The sequence below is a fragment of the Bradyrhizobium sp. AUGA SZCCT0160 genome, from assembly GCF_018130105.1.
Classification (GTDB): Bacteria; Pseudomonadota; Alphaproteobacteria; order Rhizobiales; family Xanthobacteraceae; genus Bradyrhizobium.
In genome coordinates, this window is sequence record NZ_JAFCMD010000004.1 from 129,870 (window position 1) to 142,929 (window position 13,060).

Sequence of the window (13,060 nt, forward strand, 5' to 3'; positions counted from 1 at the left end):
CGCGCCGGCTTCTCGACGAGGAAACTACCCTGCTCTAATGAAACTCGCGAGGAAGATGCATCATGGCTGATGTCGCGATTGAGCGTAACGCCGCTCCGCGAACGGGGCGCAAGCGCGCCAGTTTACGAACCGCCCTGAAGCGCAAATCGACCGCGGCCTTCCTGATGACGCTGCCGCTGATCCTGCTGATCTTGCTGCTGGTCATCTATCCTGCCTTCTACTCGCTGCATCTGGCCACCCTGAACAAGTCGATGCAGCGCTTCATCGGACTCGGAAACTTCCAGTTCCTGTTCAAGCGGGAAACCTTCTGGCTGGTGGTCGAGCAATCCTGCATTTTTGCGATCACGGCCGTCGTCTTCAAGGCCCTGATCGGTTTCATCGTGGCGCACTTCGTCCACAACATTCCGGCCAAGGGCCAGCGCAAATGGCGCGGCATGCTGCTGGTGCCCTGGGTCATTCCGCCGGCCATGAGCACGCTGGCGTGGCTGTGGCTGTTCGATCCGTCGTACAGCGCCTTCAACTATCTATTGGCCGGCATCGGCATCGACCGGATTCCATGGACCGGCGAGACCGGCTGGGCCCGCTTCTCGGTCATCCTGGTGAATATCTGGTTCGGCGCCCCGTTCTTCATGATCATGTACCTGGCTTCGCTGAAATCGGTGCCCGACCAGCTCTATGAGGCCGCGGCCATCGACGGCGCCAACTGGTGGCAGCGCATCTGGTACGTGACACTGCCGATGATGCGCAACATCATCGCGATCACCACGCTGTTTTCGCTGATCGTCACCTTCGCCAACTTCGATATCGTGCGCATCCTGACCGCGGGCGGTCCGCTGGACCGGACCCATATGTTCGCCACCTGGGCATTCCGCATCGGTATCGAGGGCGGCGACATTCCGCTCGGCGCCAGCGTCTCGCTGTTCATGGTGCCGATACTCGCAATCGCGGCGGTGTTCATCCTGCGCGACATCAACAAACGCGGGAATGAATCCTGATGACCAGCACCGTCGTGATCGACAAGGCCGCCCCGACCCGCCCCGTCAAACTGCGCAGCATGAGCCGCGATCGCACCTGGGCGCTGCGATGGTCGTACTTCTTCCTCACTTTGTTCGCGGTGTTCGCGCTGGTGCCTCCTCTCTACATGGTGATCACGTCGCTGAAGACCAGCGCCGAAATCTCCGCGGCGACGAACCCGTGGTGGGTTTACCATCCGACCTTGTCGAACTACGTCGAGTTGCTGACATCGAACCAGTTCCTGACCTTCTTCCGCAATTCGGCGCTGGTCTCGATCTTCGTCGTTACCATCACCATGCTGATCAGCGTGCCCGCGGCTTTTGCGCTGGCGCGGATGCGGTTCTGGGGCTCGGCAACGCTCGCGACCGGCGTTTTCCTGACTTACCTCATCCCTGAAACGCTGCTGTTTCTCCCCTTGTTCAAGATGTTCGTGGCGTTCGGCGACCTGACCGGGATCCAGCTGATCAACAAATGGTACGTGCTGCTGGTGATCTATCCGACGCTCACGGTGCCGTTCTGCACCTGGATCATGATCGGTTACTTCGCCTCCATCCCCAAGGAGCTCGACGAGGCCGCGATCATCGACGGCGCGTCCTGGTTCCAGACGCTGACGCGGATCTTCATTCCTGTCGCCTTGCCCGGCCTGATCGCGGCGACCATCTTTGCCTTCACGGTTTCCTGGGCGCAGTTTCTCTATCCGCTGGTTTTCACGACATCGACGGATCAACTGGTGCTGCCGGTCGGTATCGTCACGACCTTGATCAAGGGCGACGTGTTCGCATGGGGCCAGATCATGACCGGCGCCCTGCTCGGCGCCGCGCCGCCGCTGATCATCTACGCGTTCCTGATGGACTATTACATTGCCGGCCTGACCGCCGGTGCGACAAAGGGTTGAACTCATGGCTGACGTGACGTTGCGCAAGGTTGTCAAGAAGTACGACGACGTCGAGGCGGTGCGCGGCATCGATCTCGATATCGCCGATCATGAGTTTGTCGTGCTGGTGGGCCCGTCGGGTTGCGGAAAATCGACCACTCTGCGGATGATCGCCGGGCTCGAGGACATCACCGACGGCGATATCATGATCGGAGGCGACGTCGTCAACGACGTGCCGCCAAAGGACCGCGACATCGCTATGGTGTTCCAGAACTACGCGCTCTACCCGCATATGACGGTCGCGGAGAACATGTCGTTCGGGCTGCGGCTGAAACGCTATCCGAAGGCCGAGATCAAGACCCGGATCGACGAAGCCGCGCGCATGCTCGACATCGTCGAACTCGTCGACCGCAAGCCGAAGCAGCTGTCAGGCGGTCAGCGCCAGCGCGTCGCCATGGGCCGCGCCATCGTGCGTAACCCCAAGGTGTTCCTGTTCGACGAGCCGCTGTCCAACCTCGACGCCAAGCTCCGCGTCCAGATGCGGATCGAGATCAAGAAGGTGCATCAGAAGGTGCGCACCACGACGGTTTACGTTACCCACGACCAGGTCGAGGCGATGACGCTCGCCGACCGGGTCGTGGTGATGAACCACGGCCGCATCGAACAGATCGGAACGCCGAACGAACTCTATCACAATCCCGCCACCAAATTCGTCGCGAGCTTCATCGGCTCGCCGGCGATGAACTTCATTCCTTGCCGGCTCGAGGAATCCGGCGGCAAGCTGCACGTCCGGATCACCGACCGTCTCGCCTTCCCGTTGCCGCCGGCACGCGCCGCCAGATATCAAGGCGTGTCGCGCACCGACAAGCTGCTGCTGGGACTGCGGCCCGAGCACGTCACGGAGGCCAGCCCGCATCCGGAAACCGGCGTCGAGAACTTCGATGCCACGCTCGACGTCACCGAGCCGATGGGAATGGAGACGCTGATCTACTTCGCGCTCGAGGGCACGCAGGTTTGCGGCCGGGTCAATCCCAACGCCGGCGCACAGGATGGCGCCCCGCTCCGATTGGCAGTGGACCTCAACAATATGCACCTGCTAAACGAGGTGAGCGGCGCCGTCATTTGACGGCGGAGTTAACAGTCACCCAAGGGCAGGAAATGGCGACCAACAAGAAGAAAATCTTCGTCACGGAATCGATGTCACAGCAGGGGCGCGCGTTGCTCGACGCACGCGAGGATATCGAACTCGTTGAATTCCCCAACATGATCTCGCAACCGGATTTCCAGGCCAAGCTCAAGGAGCATGCGCCGGTCCATGGTGTCGCCCTCGGCGGCACCCGCTTCGGCGAAACGGAACTGGAAGCTTCCAGGGACATGTTGGTGGTGACCCGGATCGGGGTCGGTTTTGACGCGGTCGATGTGCCGGCGCTGAGCCGCCGCAAGGTGCCGCTGATGGTCGCCGGCACCGCGAATTCGCCCTCCGTTGCCGAGTGCGCATTGTTCATGATGCTGACATTGGCAAAACGCGCGGTGGAAATGCACTCCATCGTCAGGGACAACAAATGGCCGAGCCGGCTCGGCATGCTGCCCTACGATCTCTATGGCAAGACCGTGCTGATCGTTGGCTTCGGCCGCATCGGCACCCGCACCGCCAAGCGCTGCCAGGCAATGGAAATGAACGTGCTGGTTTTCGATCCCTACAAGCCCGCCGCCGACATCAAGGCCGCCGGCTGCGAGCCAGTCACCAATCTCGACGCGGCGTTGCCGCGCGCCGACTTCGTCAGCCTGCATTGCCCGAAGACGCCGGAGACGGTCGGCATGATCAATGCCGCGCGCTTGAGGCGGTTGAAGCCGACCGCCTATCTGATCAATACCGCGCGCGGCGGCATCATCGACGAACCCGCGCTGCATGACGCGCTGGTGTCCGGCAAACTTGCCGGCGCCGGTCTCGACGTGTTCGAACAGGAGCCGCCGCCAGCCGGCCATTCGCTGTTCGCGCTTCCGAACGTCATCTTCGCACCCCATGTCGCCGGTGTGACAAGGGAAGCCGTCGATCGCATGAGCGAACAGACCGCACGCAATATCCTGAGCGTTCTCGACGGCGATCCGTTGCGTCAGAACGTCATCAACCAGGACGTGCTCTGAGCGATCCGGCATGATCAAACCGGGTGACGGCTGAACGATCGAGCGGCCGCCCGGGAATGTTTCATACCGATGAGATCATAAGGAACCCTTATTCCGTATTGCGGGCTAACCGTGCAGATCCGTGCCCGGCATCGCCGGTTTTGCGCCTGAACGGACAAAACTCAGCCTCATTCGGAAGCGAGGAAAAGATACCGGGCGGCAACGGGGACACCGATTCCGCAGACGGAGCTCGATCCGGAGGCCGAATCGTGAGCCAAAACGACCCGACCGACAACGCCCTGGCGGCGATCGCCAGCATTCTCGATCAGCCGCCCGTGATCCCCCGCGAGCGGGAACGGCCTGCCGTTAACGAGGTGGCGGCCACCCCTCCGCCACTCGAAGAATTTCAACCGATCGAAGCAGCACCTTCGCTCGCGGTTCCTCCGCCGCTTGAGACCGCGGCGCCGATCGAAGCGGCCCCCCCACCTGAGGTCTTTCTGCCGTTCGAGGCCGATGGCTATTCCAAGGTCGGGCCCGGACCCATGGCCGCGATCCGTTTCAAATGGACGGTCCGCGAGGACGATGGTGACTATTACGTCGATGAGACCATTGGGGAGAATTCAACGCCCATTGTCAGTGGACCGATGAACAAGGATGCCGCGATCCAGCTGGTCGACGACCGCGAAGCCGCGGCACGTCGCCGGTTCGACCAACTGAAAAGCGAAATGACAGGACGCGCCGCCGTCGCCAATCTGGTGCGCAAAGACAACGGCGAGGCGTAATCGGACGCGCTATCGCCGCGGCCCGAGGAAATCCTTCTTGGCGAGATCCACGCCGGCATGGCGCAGGATGTCGTAAGCCGTGGTGACGTGGAAGAAGAACTGCGGCACGCTGAATGTCAGCAGCAACGACCGCCCGATGAATCTGCGTGTCGCCCCGTTCTTGAATGTAAACACCACCTCCTTGTCTGCGGCGCCGTCAATCTCCGCGCGTGGCAGGCTTTGCACAAAGGCGATCGCTGCCGCGATACGCGATTGGAGCTCGGGAATATCCGGCTCGGCCACCGGAAAAACATGCGGCTCGCGCCCGGCCAGCAGCGCGCAGGCAACCACCGCATGACGGTTGGCCTCCCCGACCTGGCGCGTCAGATTGTACATGTTGGGATAGAGCCGCATATCGAGCAGGATCGCCGGATCGATGTTTTTGGCCTTGGCATAGGTCGAGGCGTGGTCCAGCAACGTCGACAGATTGCCGAGATACGGCACGAAAACATCGACCGACGTTTCACAGAGCGAGATTGTCACGATTGGATCTCTCCGTCTGGCGCGGCGCCGACATCTGGTCTAAATCCTGCGTCATCACAAACAAGGTGTCATCGAATTCACCGGCGGAGAAGAACTGATGCTTCGAATGCTATTTGGTCTGGGCATGGCTGCCCTGTTGACGATGTCAGCCCATGCCCAGCAGCCGGCGCCTTCCCGCCTCGACGACATCATCAAGCGCGGCACGCTGCGGGTCGGCATGACCGGCGACTACCGGCCCTTCAGCTATCTCGACAAGACGACTTCGAAATTCAGCGGCTTTGACGTCGACATGGCGGAAGCGCTCGGCAAGGCGCTCGGCGTCAAGGTCGAATTCGTCCACACCGCATGGCCGCAACTGATGAAGGATTTCGAGTCCGACAATTTCGACGTCGCGATGAGTGGCGTATCGATCACACTCGACCGGCAGAAGAAGGGCCTGTTTTCGACGCCGATCATGCGTGAGGGCAAGACGCCAATCGCCCGCTGCGCCGACAAGGGCAAGTACGAAACCATTGCCGACATCGACAAGCCAGGCACGCGCGTGATCGTCAATCCCGGCGGCACCAACGAACGGTTTGCCCGCGCCAACGTCAAGAACGCGGAAGTGAAACTCCACAACGACAACGTCACGATCTTCGACGAGATCGCCAAGGGCAATGCCGACCTGATGATGACGGATTCGTCGGAGACGCTGTACCAGCAGAAGCTACATCCGGGCGTGCTGTGCGCGGTGCATCCCGAAAAGCCGTTCGACTTCGCCGAGAAGGCCTATTGGCTGCAGCGCGACGTCGCGCTGAAAGCCTTCGTCGATCAGTGGCTGCACATTGCGAGAGAGGACGGCAGCTTCAGGAAAATCTACGCCGCCTGGTTCGATTGATCGGCCGGCAAAATACGCCGGTTTCGCCGCAAATTGACCGTCTATCGGTTGCAAATTAGGCTGCTCAGACGACATTGAACCAAAGCCGCTAGTGCACGACTTACCATCTGAAAGTGATCTGGATCACGTTTTGCGAGCTGCCATTGCGTAGCTTCGGGGGTTGGGATTCCCTGCTCAGGAGGTCAATATGAAGAAGCTTCTGGCGATCGCCGCGCTTTTGCTGGCGAGCAGTGCCGCGCAGGCGCAGTACACCTTCGATTACGGCGGCCGCACCATTCGCATCGATCCCGATCGCGGCACCGTTCAGATCCCGGGCGTCTACGACAATACGCCGAAGGCCAAACGCTCGCGCAACGAGGACGGTGATCGCGATCGCCCGCGCAAGCAGTCGCCGCAACAGGCAAAGACGGACTCCAGGACGCCACCCGACACGGTCGCTCCCGCCGCAGCTGTCCCCGCCGCGCCCGTCCCCGCCGAGCAGGCCGCTGTGCCGCCGGCCCCTGCAACCGTCCCTGCAGCTCCCGCACCGGTCGCGGCCGCGCCCGCTGAACCTTCGACCGCCACTGTCGCCGTTGCCCCGGCGGCGGATCCGGTGACTGTGCCGCCCGCCCCACTGCCGCCCAGCGCACCAGCCCCGCAGGTCCAGCAAGAGCCGCCTCCCGCGCCGAAGCCCGCGCCTGCCGTCGCTGCGGTAACGCCGCCGCCCGCACCGCCGCCGGCGGCCCCGCAGGCGGCAAACTCGCCGCTTGGCGTCTGGCTGACGGAAGAGAAGGAAGGCAAGGTCCGCATCGAACAATGCGGCCCCAATCTTTGCGGCTACTCCGTCGACAAGAAGTCGAACCGCAACGGCGAGCAGGTGCTGATCAACATGAAGCCCGGCAAGGACAACAAATGGAGCGGCCGGATTTTCGATCCGAGTTCCGGCAGCACCTATGATTCAACGCTCGCGCTTAAAGGCACTGACAGCCTTCGCGTTCAGGGCTGCGCCTTTGGCGGCATGTTCTGCGGTGGCCAGACCTGGACCCGCGTGAACTGACGCGCCAACAACGCACATTCAACCAGGGCCTCGCCTTCGCCGGCGGGGCTTTTTGTTTGCGGGTTCTCGTTCGCGTCGACCTCTCAGGCCATCGGTTCACGCTATGGGCGATGAACGGTAGGGCCCGAACAAAAAATCGCGAAAACAACCCCATGCAAAGCAGAACGGGTCTCGGCTCGCTTCATCCGGGAGACGCTACCCGACCTTTGCCGAATACTCGGCGTCCGTGACCTTCTCCATCCAGGTCGCGTAGCTACCGTCGAGCGCTTCCTGCATCGCGATGTGGGTCATGCCGTTGGTTGGCGAGGCGCCATGCCAGTGCTTCTCGCCGGGCGGGATCCAGACGACGTCGCCGGGCCGGATTTCCCGGACCGGTCCGCCCACGGCCTGCACACGGCCGATCCCCGAAACCACGTACAGGGTCTGCCCGAGCGGATGCGAGTGCCACGCCGTACGCGCGCCGGGTTCGAAAGAGACGCGGGTGGAAACCAGCCGCGCCGGCGCTTCAGTGGCGATGATCGGATCCTGCCAGACCGTACCGGTGAAATAATCGGGCGGAGCCTTGCGCGTCGGCCTCGAGCCGGAGACGTGAATATCCATGGCGTTACCTCGCTTTGTTGATGTTATTTCTTGCTCGCCGCGTAGCGCGCCTTGGTCTCGGCATTCATGGGGTAGAGGCCGGGAAGCGCGGCGCCGTTGTTCACTTCGTTGACGATCCAGGCTTCCATCCGCTCTTGCTCGGCGCCTTCGGCCAGAATGAGGTCGAGGAACGCTTGCGGGATCAGCACCGCGCCGTCCTGGTCGGCGACCACGACGTCGTTCGGGAATACCGCCACCCCGCCGCAGCCGATCGGCTCGCCCCAACCGACGAAGGTCAACCCGGCCACCGACGGTGGCGCCGCGTAACCATCGCACCAGACCGGCAGGCCGGTACCGAGCACACCCTCGACGTCACGCACGACGCCGTCGGTGATCAGCGCCGCGACCCCGCGCTTGACCATGCGCGCGCACAGGATGTCGCCGAAGATACCGGCATCCTTGACGCCCATCGCGTCGACCACGGCAATGCAACCCTGCGGCATCGCTTCGATCGCCGTCCGAGTGGAGATCGGCGAGGACCACGACTCGGGGGTGGCGAGATCTTCGCGCGCGGGCACGAAGCGCAGCGTGAAGGCCGGCCCGACCAGCCGCGGCTGTCCCGGGCGCAACGGTTTGGTGCCGCGCATCCAGACGTTCCGCAGGCCCTTCTTCAGGAGGACTGTGGTGATGGTGGCGGTGGACACGCGGGACAGGGTCGCGATCGCTTCGGGTGTCAGGGACATCGGTAAGGCAACGCTCCAATGGGAGGGGATCAAAAGGTAGCGCATCTTGCGGGGCGCGGGCATCGCGTCAAGGGTTCGTTCGAAAGAGTTCGATCACAACAGCTTATCACTGCCATGCAGATTAATTTATTGAACTTGCTCAATGATTTCGCACGAAGCGAATTCCACTGGCGCGCGAAACACGCTACAGCTTGATCTCAGCCCAAGCGTTCCTGAGACCGTCCCTGAGACAGATCCCGAGGCAGTACTGAGGCCATGGCCGCGACGCTACCCCCGCCCCGCCTTTTGCCCAGTGGCGACAGCGCCATCACGGTAGAGTTTTCCCGCAACATCGACGATGCCGCCAACGGGCGGGTGCTCGCGCTCGACCGCGCGATGGCGGCCACGCCGGTTGAAGGCGTCACCGAGACCGTTCCGACCTATCGCTCGTTGCTGGTGCATTACGATCCCGTGCGAATTTCATTTGAAGCGCTTGGCGAGCAGATTCTGGCGCTGGCGCAGCTGCCGGTACCGGAGGCGACAAAGACCCGGCGCTGGCGCATCCCCGTGGTCTATGGCGGCGAGCACGGCGTCGACCTCGAGGACGTCGCCAAGACGCTCAAGACCACGCCCGACGACATCGTGGCGCGGCACGTCGCCGGCGATTACCGCGTCGCCATGATCGGTTTTACGCCGGGCTGGTCCTATCTCTCGGGGCTCGCGGATTCACTGCAGATGCCGCGGCGGCAAAATCCGCGCCTGCTGACGCCAGCCGGCACGATCTCGATCGGCGGCGTACAGACCGGCGTGCAATGCCTGGCCGGCCCGAGCGGCTGGCATCTGCTCGGACAGACCGCGGTTCGAACCTATCAGCTGCATCGCGATCCGACTTTCCTGCTGGAGCCCGGCGACGCCATTACGTTCGTGCCGGTCGACACCAAAACCTTTGCCGAGCAGGACCGCGCCGCGGCAGCGGGCGAGATCGTGGCCGAGTTGATGCCCTCATGAGCAAGCTCGTCATCACCTCCATCGGCCCGGCCAGTTCGGTGCAAGACGGCGGACGCCCCGGCTCGCAGCGCTATGGCCTGGTGCCGAGCGGCGCGATGGACCGGCTGGCGTTGGCGGCGACCAACACGCTGGTCGGCAACGAGCCGTTTGCAGCCGCTGTCGAGATCGGCCCGTTCGGCGCCGCCTTCACCGCGCGCGGCGGCGCCGTTCGCATCGCGCTGGCAGGGGCGTCACGCAACGCCGACATCGCCGGACGCCCGGTTGCGGTCGATACGTCGGCGACGCTGGCCGACGGCGAGACGTTGACGCTTGGCTTTGCCCGCAGCGGTTCGTTCAGCTACCTCGCCATCGAGGGCGGCATCGCCGGCGAACCTGACTTTGGCAGCCTCGCAGTCAACGCCCGCGCCGGGCTCGGCAGTCCCTACCCGCGCCCGCTGCAGAGCGGAGACGAATTGCAGACGAAACCGGCCAGCGGCGCACCGGAACGCCGGATCGAGCTGCCGGCCACGGCAGAGGCGCCGATCCGCATCGTGTGGGGACCGCAGGATGACGAATTCGGCGACGATGCCAAAAGACTCTTTATCGACAGCGAGTGGAAGATTTCGGCCACCAGCGACCGCATGGGTTACCGGCTCGAAGGCCCCGCCATCAAGCATCTGCACGGCCACAACATCGTTTCCGACGGCACCGTGAACGGCAGCCTGCAGGTTCCCGGCAACGGCCAGCCGATCGTATTGATGCCGGATCGCGGCACCAGCGGCGGTTATCCCAAGATCGCGACGGTGATTTCCGCCGACTTCGGCCGGTTTGCGCAGACGCCGGCGGGGCGCGCCTTTCGCTTCAAGGCCGTGAGCATGGCTGAGGCACAAGCCGCGGCAAGAAAGTTTTGGGAATTGCTGCATTCCCTGCCCGATCGGCTGCGGCCCATCGAAAGCTTTGATCTCAACATCGACGCGCTGCAAGATGCCAACGTCGCCGGCTATGCTGTCAGCGCCGTCGACGCGGCCACATGGCAGGTCGCGTCGCCTGCGGACATATCGGGGCCGGACTGATTCAATATCCACTCACCAAGAAGCGGACCAACACCATGACAACCATCGACCTCAACTGCGATCTCGGCGAAGGATTTGGCGCGTGGGAAATGGGCAATGATGCGGCGATGATCGAGCTTGCGACCTCGGTCAACGTCGCCTGCGGATTCCATGCCGGCGATCCCGATATCATGCGCCGCACGGTCGAGCTGGCGAAGGCGCGCGGCGTCAGCGTCGGCGCTCACCCCGGCTACCGCGACCTACACGGTTTCGGACGGCGGCCGATGCCCGGCCTGAAATCATCCGAGATCGAGAACCTGATCGCCTACCAGATCGGTGCGTTGCAGGCGATTGCGACCGCGGCCGGCCACAAGGTCACCCACGTCAAGGCGCATGGCGCGATCTCGAACGTCGCCTGCGAGGACGACATGACCGCACGGGCGATCGCCAACGGCATCAAGGCGGTCGATCCCAATTTGATTTTCGTGGTGCTGGCCAATTCCAAGCTGGTGACCGCGGGCGAAGCCGCCAACCTGCCGATGGTGCACGAAGTGTTTGCCGACCGCGCCTATGAAGACGACGGCCAGCTGGTGTCGCGCAAGAAGCCGGGCGCGGTGTTGCACGATCCCAAGATGATCGCCGACCGGGTGGTGCGGATGGTGCAGGACGGGGCCGTGGTCTCGGTGACAGGCAAGGTCATCAAGATGCGCACCGATACCGTCTGCATTCATGGCGATACGCCAGGCGCGGTCGAGATCGGGCGCGGCGTGCGTCAGGCGTTGAAGGATGCCGGGATCGCGGTGGCGCCGTTCAAGACGGCGAACTGACGTTTTCAGTATCCGATCGCGGCGCCGTCGCTGCGGGGGTCTGAACCGCCGCTCAGGGTCCCGTCGTGCGCGGAGATGGTGATGCCATGGGCGTGGCCGGCCATCTCCTCCCACGGGGCCCAGCGATGGACAGCGTGGCCCCGTTGTTCCAGCACGCGGATCGTTTCCGCGGGAAAGCGGTTTTCCATGTGCAGGGTGTCGCGCGCTTCGCCGAGCGCGAAGCGGCCGGACAGGAATCGCGGCAGTTCGATCGCCTCCTGAATATCGAGCCCGTGATCAATCATCGCCGAATAGAGCTGCAGCTGGATCTGCGGCTGGCCATCCGCGCCCATGCAGCCCAGCACGCTGCAGAGCTTGCCGTCGCGTTTAGCCATCGAGGCGATCAGGGTGTGCAGCGGGATTTTTCGGGGCTCGAGCCGATTGGGATGATCGGGATCGAGCGAGAAGTACGCGCCCCGGTTCTGCAGCACGACGCCAGTAGCTCCCGCCACCACGCATGACCCGAACCCGCCATAGAGGCTCTGAATGAGCGAGGCCGCGTTGCCGTCTCGGTCGACCGCGGCAATGTAGACGGTATCGCCGGCCAGGCTGCCGAATGACGGCACCTCATCCCATTTCAATGCGCGCGCCGGATCGATCAACCCGCTGCGTTGGCGTGCGTAGCCTTTGGAAATCAGAGTCTCGATGGGCACCGCGGCAAAAGCGGGATCGGCGAGCACGAGATCGCGGTCGTGATAGGCGATCTGCTTGGCCTGAACCATCAGGTGCAGGCGGTCGGGTCCGAGGAGGTCCATGCGGCGCGGTTCGAGCGGCTCGAGCAGATTGAGCATCTCGATCACGGTAAAACCCTGCGTCGGCGGCGGCGTGTTGAAAATGGTGACGTCCCGGTAGCGGCCAGTCAGCGGCAAACCCCAACTCGCCCTTTGCGCCTCGAAATCTCCGGGCTGAAAGAAACCGCCTCGCGCTTGCGAGAAGCGCAGCATTTCAGCGGCGACCGGCCCCTCGTAAAAGCCGGACCATCCATGATCCCCGATCGCTTCAAGCGTCCTCGCCAGATTGGGGTTGGTGAGTTTTGTGCCGGGCAACGGCACGGCGCCACCGGGCAGGAAAATCCCGGCGGTTTCGCATTGCCGAAGGAGATCGTCGCGCATCATCTCGATGAAGCTCGCCAGCCGTCCGGTGACCGGAAAGCCTTCGCGCGCATAACCGATCGCGCCTTCCAGCACGCGCTGCAGCGGCAGCCGGCCATGGGCCTCATGCGCCGCGACCCAGCTTGCAACCGCGCCCGGTACCGTCAGCGTTGCCGGGACGATCCCGCGCAGCGGGATTTCTTTCAACCCTCTCGCCGCCATGGACGCCAGCGACGCACCCGCTGCCGCCCTGCCGCCGCCGTTGAGGTAACTGATCTCTCCGCTGCGGCCGTCATGCACGAGCCAGAACGCATCGCCGCCCAGCCCTGTCATGTGCGGATAGACCACCGCCAGTACGGCGCTCGCGGCAATCGCGGCATCGACGGCGGATCCACCTGCGCGAAGCACGTCGACGCCGGCTGATGAAGCCAGCGAATGCGGTGACGTCACCATGCCATGAGGTGCGAGCGAGACCGGACGGCCGGTGCGAATATCCAAATGGGTCCCCAGTTCTGGCGAGCCGCTGGCGATGTC

Annotated in this window: 14 protein-coding genes; 10 read left to right on the top strand and 4 right to left on the bottom strand. The window is 63.4% G+C overall.

Features of this window, described 5'->3' with window-relative positions; translation table 11 throughout:
• Nucleotides 1-62 precede the first annotated feature (62 nt).
• From JQ558_RS08725 to JQ558_RS08745, 5 genes are read left to right on the top strand one after another with little or no spacing between them, the layout of a single operon-like run.
• Nucleotides 63-995, top strand: coding sequence for a carbohydrate ABC transporter permease (locus tag JQ558_RS08725; RefSeq protein WP_212208657.1), 933 nt, complete (start codon nt 63-65; stop codon nt 993-995).
• On the top strand, nt 995-1,909 hold the full coding sequence (locus tag JQ558_RS08730) for a carbohydrate ABC transporter permease (RefSeq protein ID WP_212031516.1): 915 nt from the start codon (nt 995-997) through the stop codon (nt 1,907-1,909). The genes JQ558_RS08725 and JQ558_RS08730 overlap by 1 nt, the downstream gene beginning before the upstream one ends.
• Before the next feature lie 4 nt (nt 1,910-1,913).
• A complete protein-coding gene (locus tag JQ558_RS08735; RefSeq protein ID WP_212293393.1) occupies nt 1,914-3,014 on the top strand; it encodes an ABC transporter ATP-binding protein in 1,101 nt (366 codons plus the stop codon).
• Nucleotides 3,015-3,046: 32 nt separating this feature from the next.
• Complete coding sequence (locus tag JQ558_RS08740) at nt 3,047-4,033, top strand: hydroxyacid dehydrogenase (protein WP_212293394.1); 987 nt, start codon at nt 3,047-3,049, stop codon at nt 4,031-4,033.
• A gap of 56 nt (nt 4,034-4,089) precedes the next feature.
• Nucleotides 4,090-4,794 carry a hypothetical protein gene (locus JQ558_RS08745; RefSeq protein ID WP_312014972.1) on the top strand — a complete coding sequence of 235 codons (705 nt, stop codon included), beginning with the start codon at nt 4,090-4,092 and terminating at the stop codon, nt 4,792-4,794.
• A gap of 9 nt (nt 4,795-4,803) precedes the next feature.
• On the opposite strand, the gene JQ558_RS08750 is transcribed toward JQ558_RS08745, so the two are convergent.
• A complete protein-coding gene (locus JQ558_RS08750) occupies nt 4,804-5,316 on the bottom strand; it encodes a DUF1993 family protein (protein ID WP_212208655.1) in 513 nt (170 codons plus the stop codon).
• Nucleotides 5,317-5,413: 97 nt separating this feature from the next.
• Between JQ558_RS08750 and JQ558_RS08755 the strand changes: the two genes are divergently transcribed.
• Entirely contained in the window at nt 5,414-6,193 is a 780-nt protein-coding gene (locus JQ558_RS08755) for a transporter substrate-binding domain-containing protein (RefSeq protein WP_212208654.1), read from the top strand.
• A gap of 187 nt (nt 6,194-6,380) precedes the next feature.
• Complete coding sequence (locus tag JQ558_RS08760) at nt 6,381-7,229, top strand: DUF2147 domain-containing protein (RefSeq protein WP_212293395.1); 849 nt, start codon at nt 6,381-6,383, stop codon at nt 7,227-7,229.
• A 195-nt stretch (nt 7,230-7,424) separates the two neighbouring features.
• Here the strand turns inward: JQ558_RS08760 and JQ558_RS08765 are convergent, their stop codons facing one another.
• Complete coding sequence (locus JQ558_RS08765) at nt 7,425-7,829, bottom strand: cupin domain-containing protein (protein WP_212274680.1); 405 nt, start codon at nt 7,827-7,829, stop codon at nt 7,425-7,427.
• Nucleotides 7,830-7,852: 23 nt separating this feature from the next.
• Complete coding sequence (locus JQ558_RS08770) at nt 7,853-8,551, bottom strand: ribonuclease activity regulator RraA (RefSeq protein WP_211996833.1); 699 nt, start codon at nt 8,549-8,551, stop codon at nt 7,853-7,855.
• A 255-nt stretch (nt 8,552-8,806) separates the two neighbouring features.
• Between JQ558_RS08770 and pxpB the strand changes: the two genes are divergently transcribed.
• Genes pxpB through JQ558_RS08785 form a run of 3 tightly spaced genes read left to right on the top strand, consistent with a single transcriptional unit; the run spans nt 8,807 to nt 11,396 of the window.
• A complete protein-coding gene (gene pxpB / locus JQ558_RS08775; protein ID WP_212293396.1) occupies nt 8,807-9,538 on the top strand; it encodes a 5-oxoprolinase subunit PxpB in 732 nt (243 codons plus the stop codon).
• On the top strand, nt 9,535-10,590 hold the full coding sequence (locus tag JQ558_RS08780; RefSeq protein WP_212293397.1) for a biotin-dependent carboxyltransferase family protein: 1,056 nt from the start codon (nt 9,535-9,537) through the stop codon (nt 10,588-10,590). The genes pxpB and JQ558_RS08780 overlap by 4 nt, the downstream gene beginning before the upstream one ends.
• Nucleotides 10,591-10,625: 35 nt before the next feature.
• A complete protein-coding gene (locus JQ558_RS08785) occupies nt 10,626-11,396 on the top strand; it encodes a LamB/YcsF family protein (RefSeq protein ID WP_212274684.1) in 771 nt (256 codons plus the stop codon).
• Between the two features lie 5 nt (nt 11,397-11,401).
• Here the strand turns inward: JQ558_RS08785 and ggt are convergent, their stop codons facing one another.
• Nucleotides 11,402-13,024, bottom strand: a complete 1,623-nt coding sequence (gene ggt, locus JQ558_RS08790; RefSeq protein ID WP_212293398.1) for a gamma-glutamyltransferase — start codon at nt 13,022-13,024, stop codon at nt 11,402-11,404.
• Between the last annotated feature and the right edge of the window lie 36 nt (nt 13,025-13,060).